Source organism: Microbacterium oxydans, from assembly GCF_000956405.1.
Lineage (GTDB): Bacteria > Actinomycetota > Actinomycetes > Actinomycetales > Microbacteriaceae > Microbacterium > Microbacterium oxydans_C.
In genome coordinates this window covers 191,030-211,869 of record NZ_JYIV01000027.1, presented here as the reverse complement: position 1 = coordinate 211,869, position 20,840 = coordinate 191,030, and the positions used below count along the sequence as shown (strand labels likewise).

Genomic DNA, 20,840 nt, shown 5'->3' with positions numbered 1-20,840 from the left:
CTCCATGACGATGACGCTCCCCGAGCAGCGGGCGGCGGTGGAGGATTCTCCGCCGCCCGCTGTGCGCCGCTCCCGCCGCCGCTCACCCCTCACCTGGTTCCGCGGCGGCGGGCTCGCGAACCTCCTGTTCGTGCTCCCGATGCTGTTCGTGTTCGTGTTCTTCTCGTGGTCGCCCATCGTGCAGTCCGTGGCGATGAGTCTGCAGAAGACCAACCTGATCGTCTCCGAGTGGGTCGGCTTCGACAACTACCTCGCGGTGATCGGCGACCCGGAGCTCGGTCGCGCTGTGATCAACACGCTGTGGTTCGCCGTGCTCGCCCTGCTCTTCGGGTTCCCGCTGCCGCTGCTGATGGCGGTGCTGATGAGCGAGGTGCGCCGCGGCAAGGGCATCTACTCCGCGCTCGCCTACCTCCCGGTCGTCATCCCGCCGGTGGTGGCCGTGCTGCTGTGGAAGTTCTTCTACAGCGCCGACCCGTCGGGTGTGTTCAACACCGTGCTCGGGTTCGTCGGCATCCCTCCGCAGCCGTGGATCCAGGACGCCGTGCAGGCGATGCCCTCGCTCGTGCTCGAGGCCACCTGGGCAGGGGCCGGGGGATCGATCATCATCTACCTCGCCGCGCTGCTCGGCGTGCCCCCCGAGCTGTATGACGCTGCCGAGGTCGACGGTGCCGGCATCTGGAAGAAGGTCTGGCACGTCACGCTGCCGCAGCTGCGGGGCATCCTCTTCATCATGCTGATCCTGCAGGTGATCGCGACCGCGCAGGTCTTCCTCGAGCCGTTCCTGTTCACCGGCGGCGGGCCCGCGGGGGCGACCAAGACCGTGCTGCTGTACATCTACGACAAGGCCTTCCGGAACAGTCTGGGTGGCGACTATGGCGAGGCGACGGCCGTCTCGGTGCTGCTCGCAGTCGTCCTCGCTCTCCTCTCCTGGCTGTACTTCAAGCTGACCGACCGTTGGAGCACGACGTGAGCCTCACCACCCGCCTGTCGACGCGCGCTGCAGAGAAGGCCGCGGAGAAGGCCGCCGACAGTGCGGGTGATCGCACGGTCATCTCCGACTCCGAACGTCGGCGGCCCGGTATCCGCATCGGGATGTCGCTCACGCACGTGTTCCTCGCCGTCGGTCTGGTCGTCGCCGGACTCGGGCCCATCCTGTGGCTCGCGAAGTCCGCGATCACGCCGACGCAGGACACACTGCAGCAGCCGTTCGCACTGTGGCCGAACGGCATGGACTGGGAGAACCTCTCGACCGCGTGGAACGACATCCACATCGATCAGTACTTCTTCAACACGGTGATCATCGCGCTCGGCGCCTGGTTCGTGCAGCTGTTCATCGCGACGACAGCGGGCTACGCGCTCTCGGTGCTGCGTCCGGCCTACGCGCCGATCCTGAACGCACTGGTGCTGGCGACGCTGTTCATCCCCGGCATCGTGCTGCTGGTGCCGCTGTACCTGACGATCGTCCGTCCGCCGCTGCTCGGCGATGTGAGCCTGCTCAACAACTACCTCGCGGTGTGGCTGCCGATGGGCGCGAACGCGTTCAACATCCTGTTGGTGAAGCGGTTCTTCGACTCGCTGCCGCGTGAGGTGTTCGAGGCCGCGCGCACCGATGGCGCCGGACCTTTCCGGCTGTTCTGGTCGATCGTGCTCCCGATGTCCAAGCCGATCCTCGGCGTGGTCTCGGTCTTCGCGATCATCGCCGCGTGGAAGGACTACCTCTGGCCCATGCTGGTGCTGCCCGACCCCGCGGTGCAGCCGCTGTCGGTACGGCTTCCCGCCGTGCAGTCGCAGACCGAACTGGATGTGTTCCTGGCGGCGCTGGCGATCGCGACCCTCATCCCGATCGCGATGTTCCTGATCTTCCAGTCGGTGTTCCTGCGCTCGGCCGGTCTCGGCGGTGCCGTGAAGGGGTGAGACGCGTCGAGACCCACGTTCCCCGCCGAGACCCATCGCAGGTGACGCTTCCCGCGATGGGTCTCGGCGATGGCGGTGGGTCTCGACGGCTCAGGCGGGCGGCGTCGGGGTCGGGGGAAGCAGCGCGTCGATGAGGGCGCCCATGATGCCGGGCATGTCGACGGTCGGGTCGATCATCCACTGCAGCTGAAGGCCGTCGGAAGCCGCCTGGATCACGCGCGCGAGGGCCTCGGGATCCAGGGGGGATCGGCGGCCTTCGGCTTCGAAGCCCTCGGCGATCGACTCCCGCAGCCGCTCGCTCCGGTCCAGGAAGTACCGGTGGGCCGGATGCTCCGGATCGGCCGCATCCACCGAGAGGCGCGAGAACAGCGCGACGACGCCGGGGATCTCGGTGTTGTGGCGGATCACGTCGAGGAAGGCGGTGCGGGCGTCGTCGGCATCGAGCCCTGCCGGGTCGAGGCCGTCCTGCGCATCGCGGGTGCGGAGGATCTCGGTGAAGAGCTCCTCTTTGGAGCCGAAGTAGTGCAGGAGTGCGGCGGGCGTGACGCCCACAGCCTCGGCGATCTCCTTGAGCGAGGCGTTCTGATAGCCCTTGCGCCCGATCACATCGAGGGCGCTCTCGAGGATCTCGGCGCGTCGAGCGACGCCCTTTGCATACGAACCTCGCTGTGCCATGACTCGAGCCTAATCCTGAATGACGTTTGAAATCTAAAACTGAAAGGCATAAGGTTTTCGCAAGGACATCGGCGTCGCCCGCGAAAGGAACACAATGACCGAGAACTCGGCTTCCGACCTGACCCTCGAGGAGAAGGCTTCGCTCACCAGTGGTGCGGACTTCTGGACGACGAAGGCGATCGACCGCGTGGGCATCCCCTCGGTGATGATGACCGACGGGCCGCATGGACTGCGCAAGCAGTCGGGCAGCACCGATCACCTCGGGCTCGCGGCCAGCGTCCCCGCCACGTGCTTCCCGCCCGCCGTCGGCATCGGCTCATCGTGGGATCCGGACCTCATCGAGCGCGTGGGCGCCGCCATCGGCGTGGAAGCCGCGATCGAGGACGTCGCGGTCGTGCTCGGGCCCGGCATCAACATCAAGCGCTCACCCCTGTGCGGCCGCAACTTCGAGTACTTCTCGGAAGATCCGATCGTCTCGGGCGTGCTCGGAGCCGCCTCCGTCCGGGGCATCCAGTCGAAGGGCGTCGGCACTTCGCTCAAGCATTTCGCCGCGAACAATCAGGAGTTCGACCGTATGCGCGCGAGCTCGGACGTGGACCCGCGTCCGCTGCGGGAGATCTACCTGCGCGGATTCGAGCGCGTCGTGAAGGACGCCTCCCCCTGGACCGTCATGTGCTCCTACAACAAGCTCAACGGCGTCTGGACCTCCGAGGACCCCTGGCTGCTCACCAGCGTCCTCCGCGATGACTGGGGCTTCGACGGTCTCGTCGTCTCGGACTGGGGGGCCGTGAACGATCGTGTCACCGGCGTCGCCGCAGGACTCGACCTGGAGATGCCCTCCTCCGGTGGGAGGACGGATGCGCAGCTCGTCGCAGCCGTGCGGGCAGGTGAGCTCGCCGAGAGCGTGCTCGACACCGCAGCCGGTCGTGCGATCGACCTCGTGCGCAAGGCCGGTGAGCGTCCTGCCGTGTCCGGCCCGCTCGACGTCGACGCGCACCACGCGCTGGCCAGGGAGGCCGCCGGTCGGTCCATCGTGCTCCTGAAGAACGACGGTGCGCTGCTGCCGCTCGCCGACGATCAGAAGGTCGCCGTGATCGGTGCGTTCGCCACCGAGCCGCGCTTCCAGGGGGCGGGGTCTTCACTGATCAACCCCACGCGCGTCGACAAGGCCCTCGACGCACTGCGCGCCATCGGCGGCGAGCACATCACCCACGCTGCGGGCTTCGCGGTCGAAGGCGGCGCCGTCGCTGCGTCCGGACGCTCGGCGGAAGACCTCCGGGCAGAAGCCGTCGACATCGCGACGGCGGCCGACGTGGCCGTGCTCTTCCTCGGGCTCCCGGCTGCAGAGGAGTCGGAGGGCTTCGACCGCGACCACATCGATCTGCCCGCCGAGCAGCTCGCGGTGCTCGATGCCGTGCTCGAGGTGAACCCTCGTGTCGTGGTGGTGCTGTCGAACGGCGGCGTGGTCGCGCTGCCCTTCGCTGACCGTGTGCCCGTGATCGTCGAGAGCTGGCTGCTCGGCCAGGCGGGCGGCAGCGCTGTGGCTGACGTGCTCTACGGAGCGGTGAACCCGTCGGGCAAGCTCACCGAGACCGTGCCGGTGCGGCTCGAGGACAACCCCTCGTTCGGCAATTTCCCCGGCGAGTTCGGACATGTCCGCTACGGGGAGGGCCTGTTGGTGGGCTACCGCTGGTACGACGCGAAGGGTCTCGACGTGACCTTCCCCTTCGGCCACGGTCTCTCGTACACGACGTTCGACTACGCACCCGCGACGGCCGAGGTCGGGGAGGGCGGCGATGTCATGGTGCGCGTCGACGTGACGAACTCCGGCGACCGTGACGGCCGCGAAGTCGTGCAGGTGTACGTCGCACCGGTGACATCGATCGTGCAGCGCGCACCCCGTGAGCTCAAGGCCTTCTCCTCCGTCGCGCTCGCCGCAGGGGAGACCCGCACGGTCGAGCTGGTCGTGCGGCGCGAGGACCTCGCCTACTGGGATGTCCGCGTCGACCGCTGGGTGGTGGAGGGCGGCGAGTACACCGTCGACGTGGCCGCCTCCAGCCGTGACATCCGCTCCACCGCGGCCGTCGACATCGCCGGAGACGTGGTGCACCAGGAGCTGACCATGAACTCCTCCATCGGAGACCTGATGTCGCACCCGGTCGCCGGTCCGATCGTGCAGCAGGCTCTCGGTGGTCTTCTCGGCGGAGCCGGCGGCGATGCGGCAGGGGCGTCGATGATGCCGAACGACGAGGCGATGCAGAAGATGATGGCGTCGTTCCCGATCGGTCGCCTGGCCGGTTTCCCGGGCCTTCCCGTCGACTTCGAGCAGATCGAGCAGCTCATCGCCGCAGCGAACGCGGGGGGCTCACCCGCGCGCTGACCCCCCACCGCGTCACAGAACTTCGCTCCCGTCGCAGTTTCTGTCGCTCCCGCGGAGGGAGAACGACAGAAACTGCGACGGGAGCGGCGTCCGGTCAGGCGGTCACGGATGCAAGCGCACTGTTCGCGTGTGGCGTCCGTGGCCGAGGTCTTCGGCGGGCGCTCCTGGCAGATCGAGCTCCGCGGTCGCACCGACGGGAACCACGACGTCGACGTGCAGTCGGTCCTCGTCGATGCGCCAGGAGATCGAAGCCTCGCCGTAGGGGGTGTGCTGCGTCGCGGCGGCGTGCGCCAGTCCACCGCCAGGGCGCGGCGCGAAGCGGATGCGTCGGTAGCCCGGCTCCGCGGGGGCGATCCCCGCGACGCTCCGGTGCAGCCAGTCCGCGACAGCGCCCAGTGCGTAGTGGTTGAACGACGTCATGGTGCCGGGGTTCACCGTGCCGTCGGGGAGCATCGCATCCCAGCGCTCCCAGACCGTGGTCGCTCCCTGCACGACCTGATACAGCCACGACGGGCAGCCCTGCTCGAGCAGCAGGTCGTATGCGGTGTCCGCATGGCCGGTAATGGTCAGCGCGTCGCAGACCAGTGGGGTGCCCACGAATCCGGTCGCGATGCGGTTGCCCGCCTCTCGCACCAGCTCGGCGAGACGCGCCCCTGCCGCTGCGCGCTGCATGTCGTCGTCGAGCAACCCGAACACGATGGCGAGGGCGTAGGCGGTCTGAGCGTCCGAGGTCATCGTTCCGTCGGCTCGCACGTACGCCGTGCGGAAGGCGGCGGCGACCTCGGCGGCGAGAGTCGCATAGCGCGCAGCCTCTGCGGGGAGCCCGAGCACCCCGGCCATGTCCGCGACCGCCCTGGCCGATCGGGCGAAGTAGGCCGTGGCCACGAGGTACCGATCCGTGCGTCCAGCTCCGGGATCCTGCGGCGGGGCGGCGGGGTCGAGCCAGTCGCCGAGCTGGAACCCCTCATCCCACAGTCGGTCGGGTCCGGCCAGCGAGTCGATCTTGTCGACCCATCGTCGTGCGCTCTCGAACTGCGTCGCCAGCACGCCGGTGTCGCCGAAGCGCTCGTACAGGGTCCAGGGCAGCAGTGTGGCGACGTCGCCCCAGGCGGCACCTGCCCTGGCCGGGGACCAGACCTTGTGCGACGGGATCACCGGCACGAACCAGGGCACCGTGCCGTCGGGCAGCTGATCGGCCTCGACGTCGCGGAGCCATCCCGACAGCATCCCCGAGACGTCGAACAGCGTCGACGCGGTCGGACCGAACACCTGCACGTCGCCCGTCCAGCCCACGCGCTCGTCGCGCTGCGGGCAGTCCGTGGGGATGTCGACGAAGTTCCCCCGCATGCCCCACACCACGTTGCGGTGCAGCTGCTCGACCAGCGGATCGGAGCACGTGAACCACCCGGTGCGTTCAAGGTCGGTGTGCAGCACGCGGGCGATGAGTGCACCGAACGCCGCGTCCGCGTCGAGGTCGCCCGGCCAGCCGGAGACCTCGACGTAGCGGAAGCCGTGGAACGTGAAGCGAGGCTCCCATTCCTCACCGCCCTGGAGCCCGGCCAGCGTGTAGGCGTCGCTCGAACGGGCGCTGCGCAGCGGGCGGGTGTAGATCTCGCCCTCCTGCAGGACCTCTGCGGTGCGCAGCGTCACCGTGGTGCCGCGGGGACCCGCGACCCGGATGCGCACCCTGCCGACGAGGTTCTGCCCGAAGTCGAGGATGCGCGCGCCGCTGGGTGAGGTGAGCACGGCGATCGGGGCGACCTCCTCCGTCACCCGCACGGGCGGGCCGGTCGGGGCGACCAGGGTTCGCGGGTCGCGTTCGCGCACGGCGACAGGGAACCAGCCGGTGTCGTCGAACGGCGCGGTCGTCCACCCCATGTGCTCGTGCCGAGCGTCGTAGTCCTCGCCGTCGTAGATGCCGGAACGGATGATGGGGGAGAGCGCGGCCCTCCACGAGCCGTCGGTCGCGATCGTCTCCCGCCGTCCGTCGACATAGGTGAGCTCCAACTGGCCGAGGAACGACAGGTCGCTCCCGAACACGTTGCGGTAGCCCCCGCGCCAGCCCAGGCGACCGCGGTACCAGCCGTCGCCGAGCCAGGCGCCGAGCGCGTTCTCGCCCTCGACGAGCAGGGCGGTCACGTCGTAGGTGTAGTAGCGCAGGCGTTCGCGATAGACGGTCCAGCCGGGCGAGAGAGTGTCGGTGCCCACGCGGACGCCGTTGAGCTCGGCTTCGTACAGGCCGTGCGCGGTGGCGTAGAGCCGTGCGCTGGCGATCTCGCCCTCCACGCGGAAGCTCCGTCGCACCAGGGTGGCGCGGCGGGCATCGCTCTCCGGATCCTCATCGAGGTCGACTCCCACCGGCCGCGCCGACCAGTCGTCGGCCCGCAGGAGTCCCGCCTCGAGCCAGGTCTCCTGACTGTCGGCCGACCAGCTGCCGTCGACACCCCGCACCGCCACGCGCACGCCGACACGCTCACGCGACTCGAGGGCGTCGAAGGGCCAGGGCACCAGAACCTGTTCGTCGGACGTCACCTCGATCCGCTCCTCGACCCGGTCCTCGCTGCTGCCGCGCACCACCGTGACTGCATAGGACCGCTGTCGCCAGTCGTCGGGGGCGTCAGCGATGGTCCAGCTCAGGCGCGGGCTGCTCTCGCCGATGCCGAGCGGCTCCCTGTGGTGCTCGATGCGTGGCGCGGAGACCGTGGTCATATGCTTCTTCCTGCTCCTGCAGTTCGTCGGATGTCGATGCTCTGTCGAGGTTCACTCGGACGCCGCCGGGGTGCGCGTGGCGCTGGCGCCCCGCATGATCCGGGCGACGGCCGTGATGAGGAACAGCTGTCCTGTGATGCCCTCGGCGATCGCGACCGCCTGCCCACCGGTTCCGACCGGGACGATGTTGCCGTAGCCCGTCGTCGTGAGGGCCGTGAAGGAGAAGAACAGCTGGTTTCCCAGCGACTCCGCGGTCTTGTCGCCGAACAGCGGGGTCGGGGACAGCTGCGACATCAGGTTGTACACGAACGCGAAGAACATCCCGACGAGGATGTACGCGGTGACCGCGGCCAGGAGCGCTTCGAAGTCGAGCCCGCGACGGGTGACCTGGTGCGCGATGATGACCCACGGCGCCACGAGAAGGGCGAGCATCGAGGCGGCGGAGAGCGGGATGGCCAAGAGCGGGCCGTCGAGACCGAGTGCGCCGGCGATGACCGCGGCGAGACCGGCAGCGGAGAGCACCACCCACGAGACGCGCTGCGCCAGACGCGTCGCTCCGGTGACGTAGAAGACCACGGCGACGGTCGCCAGCATCGGCAGGAAGGCCCACGGGCTCGGGTCGGTGCTCGGTTGGGTCGCGCACAGCCCGTAGGAGACGACCAGGAGCACGAGCACCACTCCGTACCCGGCTGCGCGTCGGCTCCACAGGCCGCTGGACGGTGAGGAGTCGGTCCCGTGCTCGGTCAGCTTCTCGGTCATGGCGTCCCTCCGGATCAGCGGCTGGCGACGTCCGCGATCTGCGGTCAGTATCCCAGGCGGACGAAGACGAGGAGGGACGACCGGCCGGGCGCGGTTCGTGTCCGCTCCCCGGACCCGTTATGATGGCTAGGTGCATCCGCGCTTTCGGGTCGGATGCCTGGAGACGTCGCATAGTCCGGCCGAGTGCACCACCCTGCTAAGGTGGAGTCCCCTCACGGGGACCAGGGGTTCAAATCCCCTCGTCTCCGCAGAAGAACCCCCGCTCCGGCGGGGGTTTCTCGTTCCCGGCCCCTGCGTCCCCTTGTCGGGGCAGACTCGAATCATGCTTCGCGACATCACCACCATCGTCTTCGACGTGCTGGGTACCCTGGTCGACGAGCCCGGAGGGCTTCGGGCCGCCATCGAGGAGGCGGGCGGCTCTCCGCGAGATTCCGATGAACTCCTCGCCGTCTGGGAACGTCATGTCGACGGGGAGCAGCGCCGGATCGCACGGGGTGAGCGCGACTACGTCGACTCCGGGATCCTGGATCGCGAGGCGGCGACACGGGTGGCGCAAACCACGGGGATCACGGATCCCGCGGCCATCGATCGCCTCGCCACCGTGACGCAGCGTCTTCCCGCCTGGCCGGATTCGCGCGAGGGCGTCGAGCGTCTCGCCGCCCGCTTCCGTGTGCTCGGGCTGTCGAACGCGAACCCGGAGTCGCTGCACGCGCTCGAGAAGCACACCGGACTGCCGTGGCACGGAGCCCTCTCCGCGGACGCCGTCGAGGCCTACAAGCCCTCCCCACGGGTCTACCGGCTCGCGGTGGAGGAGGCGGGCGGCGACCCGACGCGCGTGCTCATGGTCGCCGCTCACGCCTGGGACCTCCGAGGCGCCGGAGCCGTGGGGATGAGGACCGCCTACGTGCCGCGTCCGGCGGGTGATCCGCCCGCGGACACCGACTCCTTCGACGGGCACTTCTCCAGCCTGGCCGAGCTGGCGGAGGAGTTGGGCTGAAGCGGCGGGATCGTCTCGTGTCTGTGTCCGACCCGACATTCGGCTCAGCCCTCGGGTAGCCTCGTGCGCATGTCTTCCGCCACGACGCAGACCCACAAACGCGAAGCCTTCGGTTCGCGCAACGTGTTCATCCTCTCGGCGATCGGCTCCGCGGTCGGTCTCGGGAACATCTGGCGGTTCCCCTACGTCGCCTACGAGGGCGGCGGCGGGGCGTTCCTCATCCCGTACCTGTGCGCGCTGCTGACCGCCGGCATCCCGCTGCTGTTCTTCGACTACGCGATCGGTCATCGCTACCGCGGATCAGCTCCTCTCGCCTTCCGTCGCCTGCACCGTGCGGCCGAGCCCCTCGGATGGTGGCAGGTACTCATCTGCGTCGTGATCGCCGTCTACTACGCCGTGATCATCGCGTGGGCGGCCATGTACACCTGGTTCTCGGCCCAGCTCACCTGGGGCGCGGGGAATGAGAACGACTTCTTCTTCGTCGACTTCCTGCGCTCGGCTGACGTGGCCGAGGTCGGCGTCTCGACCGACTTCGTCCCCCAGGTCGGCATCCCCCTCGTGGTCGTGTGGCTCATCGTCATCGTGATCATGGCGCTCGGCGTGAAGCGCGGCATCGGCAGGGCGAACATGATCCTGATGCCGTTGCTCACGGTCATGTTCGCGATCCTCGTGGTGCAGTCGCTGTTCCTCCCCGGTGCGATGGACGGCCTCAACGCGTTCTTCACCCCGAACTGGGAGGCGCTCGCCGACCCGGGGGTCTGGGCCTCCGCCTACGGGCACATCTTCTTCTCGCTGTCGGTCGCGTTCGGCATCATGGTGACCTATTCCTCGTATCTCAAGCGCAAGACCGACCTGACCGGTTCCGGTCTCGTCGTGGCCTTCGCGAACTCGGGCTTCGAGATCCTCGCCGGCATCGGTGTGTTCGCAGCCCTCGGCTTCATGGCGCAGGCACAGGGGACAGACGTGTCAGGGGTCGCCTCTTCCGGCATCGGGTTGGCGTTCATCGCGTTCCCGACGATCGTGTCGCAGGCGACGGGCGGATCGATCATCGGCGTCCTGTTCTTCGGGGCCCTGGTGTTCGCCGGCGTCACCTCGCTCATCTCGATCCTCGAGGTGATCGTCGCCGCGCTGCAGGACAAGCTGGGCTGGGCGCGTGTGCGCACGACCCTGACCGTGGCGATCCCGCTCGCGATCGTCTCGATGGCACTGTTCTCGACGACGACAGCACTATCGGTGCTCGATACCGTCGATGCCTTCGTCAACTCCTTCGGCATCATGGCTGTCGCCCTGGTGGCCGTGATCATCGTGGCCTGGTTGCTGCACAAGCTGCCGGTCCTGGTCGAGCACCTCAATCGGCGATCGAGCTTCCGGGTGGGTACCGTCTGGAAGCTGCTCGTCGGCGTGCTGGCACCCGTCGTGCTCGGGTACCTCTTCATCAGCGAGCTCATCGCGAAGACGTCCGAGCCGTACAGCGGCTACCCCGCCTGGTTCCTCGCCGTCTTCGGATGGGGCATGGTCATCGCCCTCGTGGTGCTGGCCCTGATCCTGTCGGCGCTGCCATGGAGCGGCCGTTCTCACGCGAAGGACGATCCTGAGTACGACGAGTTCCTCGTCGAAGAGGAGTACGAGCCGGATGCGGAGACGTCCGCGATCCCGGCGGTCGGCACCACGACGAAGGGAGCGAGCGCATGACTCCGGTCGCGATCGTCATGATGATCATCGCCATGGTCACGGTCTGGGGCGGTCTGGTCGCCGGCATCGTGAACCTCGCGCGGCATCCGGAGGAAGCGGAGACGGAGCCGGCGCCTCCCGTCGAGCTCTGATCGGGCGTCGGCGGAGAGCCGACCCGATCCGACCGGAGAAGTCGGGTCGGCGTATGCGGTGCGCGGCGACGATGGTGGGGAATGGAGGACCTCATGATCGGCACGCTGAACGCCCTGGTCGACCTCGTCGACACCCACGGTGTCGTGGGGGAGATCGACGTCGACACGTTCGCCCGTGAGCACGGCACGACGGAGTACCACCTGCGTCGGATGTTCTCGGCGCTGGCGGGGATGCCGCTCTCGGAGTACGTGCGTCGTCGCCGGATGACGCACGCGGGAGCGGCACTCGCGGCGGGCGCTCCGAGCCTGCTCGACGTGGCCGTGCGCCACGGGTACGGCTCGGTCGAGGCGTTCGCTCGCGCCTTCCGTGCGGTGCACGGCATCGGCCCGGCCGATGCGCGCCGTGACGGGGGTCCTCTTCGAACACAACCCACGCTCCGGTTCCGCCTGAGCGTCGAAGGGAGCATCCCCATGCACGTCACCATCAGCCACCGCCCCGCACTCGTGCTCGTCGGTCACGCCGTCGAGGTTCCGCTGATCCACGAAGGCGTCAATCCGCACATCCAGGCGCACATCGCGGCGATCCCACCCGAAGAGCATGCGCGTCTCAAGGGTCTCGGCGATGCAGAGCCGTCCGGGATCCTGGCCGTCACGGCAGATGTCGAACCCGATGCTCCGGAAGGCTCGCTGCTGACGTATCTGCACGGAGTCGCGGTGCAGAACAATGCATCGGCTCCGGACGACCTCGACGTGCTCCCGGTCGAAGAGGGCTCATGGGCGGTCTTCGCCGCCAGCGGCCCCTTCCCCGAGACGTTGCAGACGCTGTGGGCTGCCACGGCGACCGAGTGGTTCCCCTCGAACCCGTGGCGGCTGCGTCCCGGTCCGTCGATCGTGCGCTACCTCGAGTTCAGCGGCGACTCCGCGTCGTGCGAGCTCTGGCTTCCGGTCGAGCCGGCCTGAGGCCGAAGGGGTGGGTGCGCGTGCGTGCCCACCCCGTGTCCGTGGCCCGTGCGACACTGGGCGCACGATCCAGGGAGGCACGTGATGGCGGCGATCGATCTCAAGAAGACGCTCGACGCGTATCGGGCGAAGCGGGGCGAGTTCCGCGTGGTCGAGGTGCCGCCCCTGCAGTACCTCATGATCGACGGGGCAGGAGACCCGAACACCGCGCCGGCCTACCGGGATGCTGTGTCGGCGCTGTTCCCCCTGGCATACGCGCTGAAGTTCGCGAGCCGGAACGACCTCGGCATCGACGCCGTGGTCATGCCCCTCGAAGGGTTGTGGCATGCACCCGACATGGAGTCGTTCACCTCGCGCCGCGACAAGTCGGCCTGGTTGTGGACGATGATGATCATGGTCGGCGATCACGTCAACCCGGAGATGTTCGCGGCAGCCGTCGACTCCGTGTCGCAGAAGGCCGCGAAGAAGAAGGAGCCGCTCCCGGCGCTCGACTCCGTGCGGCTGCAGACCCTCGAGGAGGGCACCTGCGTGCAGACACTCCATATCGGACCGTTCGACGACGAAGGACGGGTGCTCGAAGAGCTGCATCACCACTTCATCCCCGACAACGGGCTGCAGATGCGGGGGCTCCATCACGAGATCTACCTGAGCGATCTGCGCCGCGCCGACCCGGCGAAGCTGCGCACGATCCTCCGGCAGCCGGTGGCACGCGCCTGAGTGATGGGCGGCGCGAAATCAAGCCCCTCGGTGGGAATCCGCACGACGGATACGCTGCAACGATGAGCACGGTCAAGCACGCGGCACGCGTGGCCAAGAGGTCGTCGACGTTCCGACGGATCGCCCGTGTCGGCTTCGTCGTGCTCGGCCTCATCCACGTCATCATCGGCTCGGTGGCGATCTCCATCGCGGCGGGTGCCTCCGGTGACGCCGACCAGGACGGAGCGATGGAGCAGATCCGTCAGAGCCCGATCGGTGGGCTGCTGCTCGTGCTCGTGGCCGCCGGGCTGATCGCGCTGGCCGTGTGGCAGATCGCGAGTGCCTTCCTCGCCGCCGACCCGGCCGAGACCAAGAAGTGGGGCCAGCGCGTCAAGCTCTTCGGCATCGCAGCCGCCTACCTCGTGGTCGGCGGCATGGCTCTGATCTACGCCGTGGGCGGCAAAGCCGATTCGGAGACGGCATCGAAGACACTCAGCGCTGTCCTGCTCTCGGCTCCGGGTGGCGTGGCCCTGCTGGTCGTCGTGGGGCTCTCGGTCGTCGGGGTGGGCGTCGGGTTCGTCGTCGGCGGCTTCACCCGCGGTTTCGAGAAGCTGCTCGACCTGCCGTCCGGAGTCGCCCGCGGGGGCATCGTGACGCTGGGAGTGATCGGCTACCTCGGCAAGGGCATCGCCGTGGCCGTGACCGGAGTGCTCTTTGTCGTCGCCGCCGTCACGCAGGACCCGGAGAAGGGGGCAGGGCTCGATGCCGCCCTGCACAGTCTGCTCGATCTGCCCCTGGGCGGGCTCGTCCTGGGAGCGGTCGGCGCGGGGTTCGCCGTCTACGGCGTCTTCTGCATCGCCAGGGCCCGCTTCGCCCGGATGTGATCCTGCGCGTTCAGGCGGTGGCCGGCTTCTCACTCCACACCAGCAGGAACGCGCCGAGAGCGATCATCAACCCGCCACCGGTCGCCCCCATCGCCTCGATGCGTCGGGGCGAGCGGCCGAACCAGTCGCGGGCGGCGCTCGCCAGGAGCACCCATACGGCGTCGCAGGTCACACCGATCACGACGACGATCACCCCGAGCAGGACCAGCTGTGCCGGCACCGATCCAGCCTGCAGATCGACGAATTGGGGGAGGATCGCGAGGAAGAACGCGATCGACTTCGGGTTCGTGACGCCGACGACGAAACCCTCCGTGAACAGTCGCCAGCCGGAGCGTCTGGCCTGCGTCGTGGCCATGGCCCTGGCCGCCTCTCTCCGGTGGCGGATGGCCTGGATGCCGAGGAAGATCAGATACCCGGCGCCCAGCACCTTGACGATCGTGAACAGCACGACCGACTGCGCGATCACGGTGCCGACGCCGAGAGCCACCGCGACGACGAGCACGATCGATCCGGCCGCCGTGCCGAGGACGCTGAGGAATCCCCCCATCCGGCCGAGCGCCATGGCTCGGCCGATCGTGAAGAGCACGGTCGGCCCGGGGATGACGACCATGATGAACGCCGCGACGATGAAGGCGAGCAGCGTGTCCTGGGCGATCATGGGATGAGCTTAGGGGTGCGGACACCGGGCGGTCGAGGTCCGTGACCGCCCGGCATCGCGCGAATCAGGGGACGGATCAGGCCGTGCCCCAGAAGCGATCCTCCGCATCCTGGTCCTCGCTCATCAGCCAGACCTCGACGATGCGGTCATCGGCGACGCGGAACACGTCGACACCGTGCTGATCGAGAACGTGCTGATCGAGAACGTGCTGATCGCCGTCGTCCCGCGCCTGGCGCTGTGCACGGAATCGCACGGTGGCGGATACCAGGGCGCCGCTCTCGGTCGCCAAGTCCGTCTCGAGGACGAATGTGCCTCCGCTCAGCTGCATGAATCGACCCAGGTGCGCGATGATCGCGTCGGGGCCGACGTGATCCCCTGACAGCTGGTTCGCTCCGGGCTGGTGCCAGACGGCGTCCGGATGGAAGGTCGCCGACAGCGCCTCCATGTCTCCGGCGGCCATGGCCGCACCGTACTGTCCTACGACGTCGATCGCCGACATGATGCTCCTTCTCGATGGGTCGGTACTGTGGAGCATCCAGCGTCTCGGCAGGGGCGCGGTTACTTCAACGTCACCGGGAGGGGCAGCGGATGTCGAACACGTGGACGGTGTTCTCGGCCAGTTGCCCGTCGCGCGCGTCACTCGCGCGCATCGCGAACAAATGGACCGCGATGATCGTCGTCCTCCTGTACGAACAGCCGCTGCGCTTCGGCGAGCTGCACACACGCATGGACGGCATCACGAAGAAGGTCCTCATCGACACACTCCGTGCGCTCGAGCGCGACGGGATGCTGGAGCGCGGCGTCGGAGACGACGGGCACTCCCGCTATCTGCTCACTTCGCTCGGGCGCACGCTGTATGCGCCGCTCCAGGCGCTGCAGGTCTGGGCGGAGTCCCATGTCGAGGACGTGCGCGAGGCGCAGGACCGCTACGACGCGGCCGCCGACGCGAAGACTCTCGATGGTCCCTGACCCTTCGCGCCCACCCCTGGTCCGCAGGTGGGAAAATGGAGGGATGAGCGCTTCTCCCGGTGTCGACGTGATCGCCCCCTTGAACGATGCCGAGGTGCGGCGCATCCGCGGGGACTTCCCGATCCTGGGGGCGCAGGTGCACGGGCGTCCGCTGGTGTACCTGGACTCCGGGGCGACGTCGCAGCGACCACTGGCTGTGCTCGACGCCGAGCGCGACTTCGCCACATCGATGAACTCGGCTGTGCATCGTGGTGCGCATACGCTCGCCGCCGAGGCGACCGAGTTGTTCGAGGACGCCCGTGCGGCCGTCGCGCGATTCGTGGGTGCCGACGATGACGAGATCGTCTGGACCTCCAACGCGACCGAGGCGATCAACCTCGTCGCCTACTCCCTCTCGAACGCGTCGCTCGGGCGCGGCGGTGCGGCGGCGGAGCGCCTGCGGCTGCGAGAGGGTGACGAGATCGTGACCACGGAGATGGAGCACCACGCGAACCTCATCCCCTGGCAGGAGCTCGCGGCGCGCACCGGCGCCACCCTGAAGGTGATCCCCCTCGACGACGACGGTGCCCTGCGGCTCGACATCGCCGCCGAGCTGATCACGGCACGAACCAAGCTCGTCGCCTTCACACACGTCTCGAACGTGCTGGGAGTCATCAACCCCGTGGAGCAGCTGGTCGCACTCGCCCGTGAGGTCGGCGCGCTGACGCTGCTCGACGCCTGCCAGTCGGCACCGCATCTGCCCCTCGACGTGCGCGCGCTCGATGTGGACTTCGCCGTGCTCTCCGGCCACAAGATGCTCGGACCGACGGGGATCGGCGCCCTCTACGGTCGCCGCGAGGTGCTGGCCGCGATGCCACCGTTCCTGACGGGCGGGTCGATGATCACGACGGTCACCACGACCGAAGCCGAGTACCTCGCGCCGCCGCAGCGCTTCGAGGCAGGCACTCAGCGGGTGTCGCAGGCGATCGCGCTCGCCGCGGCGGTCGGCTACCTGACCGAGGTCGGGATGCCGCGCATCGCCGCACACGAGGCGGCTTTCGGTCGGCGACTCGTCGACGGTCTGAGTGCGATCGACGGCGTGCGCGTGCTCGGCGCCGACATCGACCTGCCCCGGGTCGGACTGGCGAGCTTCGAAGTCGAGGGCATCCACTCCCACGACTTGGGGCAGTTCCTCGACGATCTCGGCATCGCGGTGCGTGTCGGGCACCACTGCGCACAGCCGCTGCACCGCCGGCTCGGTGTGACATCCTCCACCAGGGCGAGCACCTATCTGTACACGACCGACGCCGAGGTGGAGGCCGTGATCGAAGGCGTCGCCGGAGCCATCGACTTCTTCCGGAGGGGCGCATGAGCGACCTGCAGAACCTGTACCAGGAGCTGATCCTCGACCACTCGCGCACCCCGCACGGGTACGGGCTGCGGGAGGAGATCCCGGCGCAGTCGCACCAGCTGAACCCGACCTGCGGCGATGAGATCACCCTCCAGGTGCACCGCGGAGCCGACGGCAGCGTCGAGGCGATCGCCTGGGAGGGCCACGGGTGCGCGATCTCGCAGGCATCCGCCTCGCTGCTGGCAGAGCTCGCCGAGGGGCTCAGCGTCGAAGATCTCGAGGTGCGCATCGCCGCATTCCGTGAGGCGATGCGCTCCCGCGGCAAGATCGAACCCGACGAGGAGCTGCTCGGGGACGCCGCAGCGCTCGGTGGGGTGTCGAAGTACGTCGCACGCGTCAAATGCGCCATGCTCGCCTGGGTCGCAGCAGAGGACGCGCTCACCCGCAGCTGAATCGTCACCGGAAGACGCGACGGGAATAGCCCCGCGCTCCCGGCGTTGGTGCCGACATGACAACTCTCGGAATCATCGGTGCAGGACACATCGGCAGCCAGGTCGCACGCGTGGCGATCGCGAACGGGTACGACGTGGTGATCGCGAACTCACGAGGACCGGAGACGCTCGCCGACCTGGTCGCCGAGCTCGGCCCGAACGCTCGTGCCGCCACTGCGGAGGATGCCGCCGCTGCTGCGGATGTCGCGGTCGTCACGGTGCCGCTCCGCGCGATCGACGACCTGCCGGCCGAGCAGCTCGCCGGCAAGATCGTGCTCGACACGAACAACTACTACTTCGAGCGCGACGGGCACATCGAGGCACTCGACAAGGGGGAGACCACGACGTCTGAGCTGGTGCAGCGCGCACTCCCGAACTCCAAGATCGCGAAGGCCTTCAACCACATCTACGCCGCGGAGATCACCTCGGACGGCACTCCTGCCGGCACGCCGAACCGCCGGGCGCTGGCCACCGCCGGTGATGACGCCGAGGCTGTCGCATTCGTGACGCGTTTCTACGACGAAGCGGGCTTCGACACCGTCAACGTCGGTCCGCTCAGCGAGTCGTGGCGCGTCGAGCGCGACCGTCCGGCGTACGTCGTCCGGCAGAACGCGGAGGAGCTGACGGCGAACCTCGCACGCGCGAACCGTCTGCCCTGATCGGCGATGCGGGCGAGGGAAAGCGTCCTCTCGCCCGCGTGCCGGGAGCACACCGGTCGGAGCCTTGGGATACCAAAAGTTGAGGAACACCGCCGGGAATGCGAGAATGCCCAGATGGCGGGGGCTATAGCAGCAGGCGGAGAACTCGAGTCGGTGCGGGTCACACGCATCCTGCGCGATGACATCATCCTCGGCCGACGCAAGCCCGGTGCGCGACTCGTCGAGCGGGACATCGCGGCGGAGCTGAACGTGTCGCGCCTTCCGGTGCGCGAAGCCATCCGCACGCTCGTCGCGGAGGGGATCGTCGTCGCCCGTCCTCGCACCTGGGCGGTCGTGCGGGAGTTCACGCACCGTGACATCCAGGATTTCGCCGAGGTGCGCGAGGCCATCGAGACGCTGATCTTCGTGTTCGCCGCGGAGCGGCACGACGAGGCCGGGATCGCCCGCATCAGGGCCGCCTACGAGCGCGAGCTCGCCGCAGCCCGCGCGGAGGATTCCGAGGCTGCGCGGATCGCCGCAGCGGAGTTCCACGAGGTGGCCGTCGAACTCGCCGCGAACGAGATGCTCGGCGAGCTGATCGCCGTCTTCCTCACTCGTCTGCGATGGCTGTTCGGTCAGCACGACGACCTGCTCGCGATGGCGGACGAGCATCGCATCATCCTGGAGGCGATGACGGCTCGTGACACGGAAGCACTGCGTCGCATCGTGCCGGCGCACCTCGCCAGCGGCCAGTCCGCAGCGGAGCGACGTCTTGCGGAGAGCAGCGATCTGACGGTCTGAGCCTGACGATCCCGCCCTCTCACGTTCGGGGGCCTGCGGAGGGCCCTCCGGTTGTATATTGGGGCGATCGGAGTGGGTCCGGAACTGGTGCGCTGTCCTGGGGGCGAGATGCGGAGTCTGGCTGTCGCGATCGGATGCCTCTTGCTCGTCGGTGGGGTCACGCTCGTGGCTATCGCCGATCAGGAGCGTCTGGCGTCGATCGCCGCGGTCAAGGCGGAGGTCGTGCGGATCGAACGCGCGCTGGAATCGACGCGGGGCGAGAATCTCGACCTCGCCGAGCAGCTGACCGCGTTGCGCTCGCAGCTTGCGGAGCAGGACGCTCAGATCGCGGACACGACAGGTTTCCTGCCGTGATGCGACGCACCCTGGCCGTCACGCTCGCTGCCTCTGTCCTGCTCGTCGCGGGGATGATCGGCAGGTCAGAAGGCCTCGAGCAGGACAGGACGGCCGCGGTGACGCAGCTGGCCGCACTCACCGAGCAGTACCACGACGCCGGACAGCGCACCGACTACCTCGACGGCGCGGTCGGTCGTGCGGAGCAGGACACCGCCGAGCGCGCGGCCGTCCTTGCCCAGCGCCCCGCCTTCCTCGCGGAGGTGCAGGCGCTCGCCGTCGCCCTTCAGGGGGCCGAGGGGCGGGTCGACACCGCCGCGCACCGTGCTGCCGCACTCTCGGCACAGCAGACGGTCGCCGCCGAGAAGGAGAACCCCGACACGGTCGCTGCGGCCACGGCGACCGTGCACGCGCTCACCGAGAAGGTCGGCGCGGAGGTCGCCTCGTGGCAGGCGGCTCAGAGCTCGGGCCCGGGCGGACCCGCATGGTCGTCGAGCGGCCCTGACGGCTACGCCAGGGTGCGCGCGGCGCTCGACCTCGTCGGCGGCGGGGGTGTCGGACTCTACGAGTCGTCATCGTGTGCAGGTGGGAACGCCCCCGCCTGCGCGAACAGCAACGGGTACATCAAGTACCGCGCCGACATCGCGAACTGGGGTGCCGGCCGGCTGAACTGGGCGATGGCGCACGAGCTGGCGCACATCTATCAGTTCCGCGTGTGGGGCTCGCTCACGTCGTCCGGGGCCTACGGGTCGCTGTTCGGGAGCGACCCGGAGTTCCTCGCCAACTGCATGGCCGTTGTGCGGGGGTATCCCGGATCGGTCGGCTGCAACGGCGATCAGCAGGCCTGGGCATCGGGTATCTGGGTGGGCGTCGTCCGTTGAGGCCAGTGTGCTCTCTCCGGGGCGGGCCATCCGCCTCAGGAGATCGGCGTGGTGGTGTCGATCGCTTCGCGCAGCGGCCGACGCATCACGCGCCAGTACGACGAGGGCGCGACACGGGTGAGCACATCGATCAGGCGCGCCTCGCGCCCGACCATCGTGCGTGCTGCCCGCCGTTCGGTCGCGCGGATGATCCGTGCCGCCGCGTCCGCCGGCTCGGTGTGGTACATCGCCGCCTGGGCGGCAGCGGCGCGGGCGGCGACCTTCGGGTCGATCGCCGCGGCATAGCGGCCGTGCAGGATGATCCCGGTGCGTACCCCGGCCGGGTAGACGGCGCCGACGCTCACGGAGGTGCCGTCCAGCTCGTGCCGCAGCGCTTCCGAGAAGGCGCGTACGGCGAACTTGCTCACCGCGTAGGGGATCCGTCCGGCGGGGGCGGCGAGGGCGTAGACGCTCGCCAGGTGGGTGATGTGGGCGGCAGGGGCGGCGCGGAGCGCGGGGAGGAGCGCTTTGGTGACGGAGACGGTGCCCCAGAGGTTCACGTCGGTGAGCCAGCGCATCTCCTCCATCGTCAGCTGGTCGATGTCGCCGAGCATGGAGGAGCCGGCGCACGTGATCAGCGCGTTGATCCGCTGGTGCGTCTCGGTGATGTCCGAGACGGCCGCGAAGACGGCGTCGTCGTCGCGGAGGTCGACGACGTGCGTCGACACACGGGCGCCCCGAAGCTCTTCGGTGATCCTGTCGAGAGCCGCGGTGTCGTGATCGATGAGCGCGAGGGCCGTTCCACGGGCGGCGAGCTGGCGTGCGATCTCGGCGCCCATGCCGTTGGCGCCTCCGGTGATCACGGTGGTGCCCCGGGTGAGATCGAGGTGCTTCATGCGTCTCCTGCAGGACGTGATCGGGGTGCGGACCCGCGGATGTCGGACGTGTGCGGCATGCTGATTC

At 68.8% G+C, this 20,840-nt stretch carries 22 protein-coding genes and 1 tRNA gene; 17 read left to right on the top strand and 6 right to left on the bottom strand.

Going from position 1 to position 20,840, the window contains the following annotated elements; translation table 11 throughout:
- Nucleotides 1-4: 4 nt before the first annotated feature.
- A complete protein-coding gene (locus RN51_RS11770; RefSeq protein WP_197073246.1) occupies nt 5-970 on the top strand; it encodes a carbohydrate ABC transporter permease in 966 nt (321 codons plus the stop codon).
- Nucleotides 967-1,914, top strand: coding sequence for a carbohydrate ABC transporter permease (locus RN51_RS11765; RefSeq protein ID WP_045264230.1), 948 nt, complete (start codon nt 967-969; stop codon nt 1,912-1,914). Before RN51_RS11770 ends, RN51_RS11765 begins: the two co-directional genes overlap by 4 nt.
- Before the next feature lie 90 nt (nt 1,915-2,004).
- Here the strand turns inward: RN51_RS11765 and RN51_RS11760 are convergent, their stop codons facing one another.
- On the bottom strand, nt 2,005-2,589 hold the full coding sequence (locus RN51_RS11760) for a TetR/AcrR family transcriptional regulator (protein ID WP_045264229.1): 585 nt from the start codon (nt 2,587-2,589) through the stop codon (nt 2,005-2,007).
- Between the two features lie 94 nt (nt 2,590-2,683).
- Between RN51_RS11760 and RN51_RS11755 the strand changes: the two genes are divergently transcribed.
- A complete protein-coding gene (locus RN51_RS11755; RefSeq protein WP_045264228.1) occupies nt 2,684-4,969 on the top strand; it encodes a glycoside hydrolase family 3 C-terminal domain-containing protein in 2,286 nt (761 codons plus the stop codon).
- 102 nt (nt 4,970-5,071) lie between these two features.
- On the opposite strand, the gene RN51_RS11750 is transcribed toward RN51_RS11755, so the two are convergent.
- Nucleotides 5,072-7,678, bottom strand: a complete 2,607-nt coding sequence (locus RN51_RS11750; RefSeq protein WP_045264227.1) for a glycoside hydrolase family 78 protein — start codon at nt 7,676-7,678, stop codon at nt 5,072-5,074.
- A gap of 51 nt (nt 7,679-7,729) precedes the next feature.
- Nucleotides 7,730-8,437 (bottom strand): potassium channel family protein, encoded by a 708-nt coding sequence (locus RN51_RS11745; protein ID WP_045264226.1) that lies wholly within the window; start codon nt 8,435-8,437, stop codon nt 7,730-7,732.
- Nucleotides 8,438-8,596: 159 nt separating this feature from the next.
- Here RN51_RS11745 and RN51_RS11740 point away from each other — a divergent pair.
- From RN51_RS11740 to RN51_RS11715, 7 genes are all read left to right on the top strand, one after another.
- Nucleotides 8,597-8,685: transfer RNA gene (locus RN51_RS11740), tRNA-Ser, on the top strand.
- Between the two features lie 74 nt (nt 8,686-8,759).
- Complete coding sequence (locus tag RN51_RS11735) at nt 8,760-9,434, top strand: haloacid dehalogenase type II (RefSeq protein WP_045264225.1); 675 nt, start codon at nt 8,760-8,762, stop codon at nt 9,432-9,434.
- Between the two features lie 69 nt (nt 9,435-9,503).
- A complete protein-coding gene (locus tag RN51_RS11730; protein ID WP_045264224.1) occupies nt 9,504-11,126 on the top strand; it encodes a sodium-dependent transporter in 1,623 nt (540 codons plus the stop codon).
- Nucleotides 11,123-11,257 (top strand): methionine/alanine import family NSS transporter small subunit, encoded by a 135-nt coding sequence (locus tag RN51_RS18260; RefSeq protein WP_082066570.1) that lies wholly within the window; start codon nt 11,123-11,125, stop codon nt 11,255-11,257. The genes RN51_RS11730 and RN51_RS18260 overlap by 4 nt, the downstream gene beginning before the upstream one ends.
- Before the next feature lie 93 nt (nt 11,258-11,350).
- Nucleotides 11,351-12,217, top strand: a complete 867-nt coding sequence (locus tag RN51_RS11725) for an AraC family transcriptional regulator (RefSeq protein ID WP_045264364.1) — start codon at nt 11,351-11,353, stop codon at nt 12,215-12,217.
- Between the two features lie 84 nt (nt 12,218-12,301).
- A complete protein-coding gene (locus RN51_RS11720) occupies nt 12,302-12,934 on the top strand; it encodes a GyrI-like domain-containing protein (protein ID WP_045264223.1) in 633 nt (210 codons plus the stop codon).
- A gap of 62 nt (nt 12,935-12,996) precedes the next feature.
- Nucleotides 12,997-13,797 carry a DUF1206 domain-containing protein gene (locus tag RN51_RS11715; RefSeq protein ID WP_045264222.1) on the top strand — a complete coding sequence of 267 codons (801 nt, stop codon included), beginning with the start codon at nt 12,997-12,999 and terminating at the stop codon, nt 13,795-13,797.
- Between the two features lie 10 nt (nt 13,798-13,807).
- Here the strand turns inward: RN51_RS11715 and RN51_RS11710 are convergent, their stop codons facing one another.
- Nucleotides 13,808-14,455 (bottom strand): LysE family translocator, encoded by a 648-nt coding sequence (locus tag RN51_RS11710; protein WP_045264221.1) that lies wholly within the window; start codon nt 14,453-14,455, stop codon nt 13,808-13,810.
- A gap of 76 nt (nt 14,456-14,531) precedes the next feature.
- Nucleotides 14,532-14,954: a nuclear transport factor 2 family protein gene (locus RN51_RS11705; RefSeq protein WP_045264220.1), complete on the bottom strand. Its 423-nt coding sequence runs from the start codon at nt 14,952-14,954 to the stop codon at nt 14,532-14,534.
- A gap of 89 nt (nt 14,955-15,043) precedes the next feature.
- Here RN51_RS11705 and RN51_RS11700 point away from each other — a divergent pair, with 89 nt between their 5' ends.
- From RN51_RS11700 to RN51_RS11670, 7 genes are all read left to right on the top strand, one after another.
- Nucleotides 15,044-15,424 (top strand): winged helix-turn-helix transcriptional regulator, encoded by a 381-nt coding sequence (locus tag RN51_RS11700; protein ID WP_045264219.1) that lies wholly within the window; start codon nt 15,044-15,046, stop codon nt 15,422-15,424.
- 43 nt (nt 15,425-15,467) lie between these two features.
- Entirely contained in the window at nt 15,468-16,775 is a 1,308-nt protein-coding gene (locus tag RN51_RS11695) for an aminotransferase class V-fold PLP-dependent enzyme (protein ID WP_045264218.1), read from the top strand.
- Entirely contained in the window at nt 16,772-17,206 is a 435-nt protein-coding gene (gene sufU, locus RN51_RS11690; RefSeq protein ID WP_045264217.1) for a Fe-S cluster assembly sulfur transfer protein SufU, read from the top strand. Before RN51_RS11695 ends, sufU begins: the two co-directional genes overlap by 4 nt.
- A 56-nt stretch (nt 17,207-17,262) precedes the next feature.
- Nucleotides 17,263-17,904 carry an NADPH-dependent F420 reductase gene (locus tag RN51_RS11685; RefSeq protein WP_045264216.1) on the top strand — a complete coding sequence of 214 codons (642 nt, stop codon included), beginning with the start codon at nt 17,263-17,265 and terminating at the stop codon, nt 17,902-17,904.
- A 114-nt stretch (nt 17,905-18,018) separates the two neighbouring features.
- On the top strand, nt 18,019-18,684 hold the full coding sequence (locus RN51_RS11680; protein WP_045264215.1) for a GntR family transcriptional regulator: 666 nt from the start codon (nt 18,019-18,021) through the stop codon (nt 18,682-18,684).
- 108 nt (nt 18,685-18,792) lie between these two features.
- Nucleotides 18,793-19,038, top strand: coding sequence for a hypothetical protein (locus tag RN51_RS11675; RefSeq protein ID WP_045264214.1), 246 nt, complete (start codon nt 18,793-18,795; stop codon nt 19,036-19,038).
- Entirely contained in the window at nt 19,038-19,898 is an 861-nt protein-coding gene (locus RN51_RS11670; RefSeq protein WP_045264213.1) for a hypothetical protein, read from the top strand. The genes RN51_RS11675 and RN51_RS11670 overlap by 1 nt, the downstream gene beginning before the upstream one ends.
- A gap of 35 nt (nt 19,899-19,933) precedes the next feature.
- On the opposite strand, the gene RN51_RS11665 is transcribed toward RN51_RS11670, so the two are convergent.
- Nucleotides 19,934-20,773, bottom strand: a complete 840-nt coding sequence (locus RN51_RS11665; RefSeq protein ID WP_045264212.1) for an SDR family NAD(P)-dependent oxidoreductase — start codon at nt 20,771-20,773, stop codon at nt 19,934-19,936.
- Between the last annotated feature and the right edge of the window lie 67 nt (nt 20,774-20,840).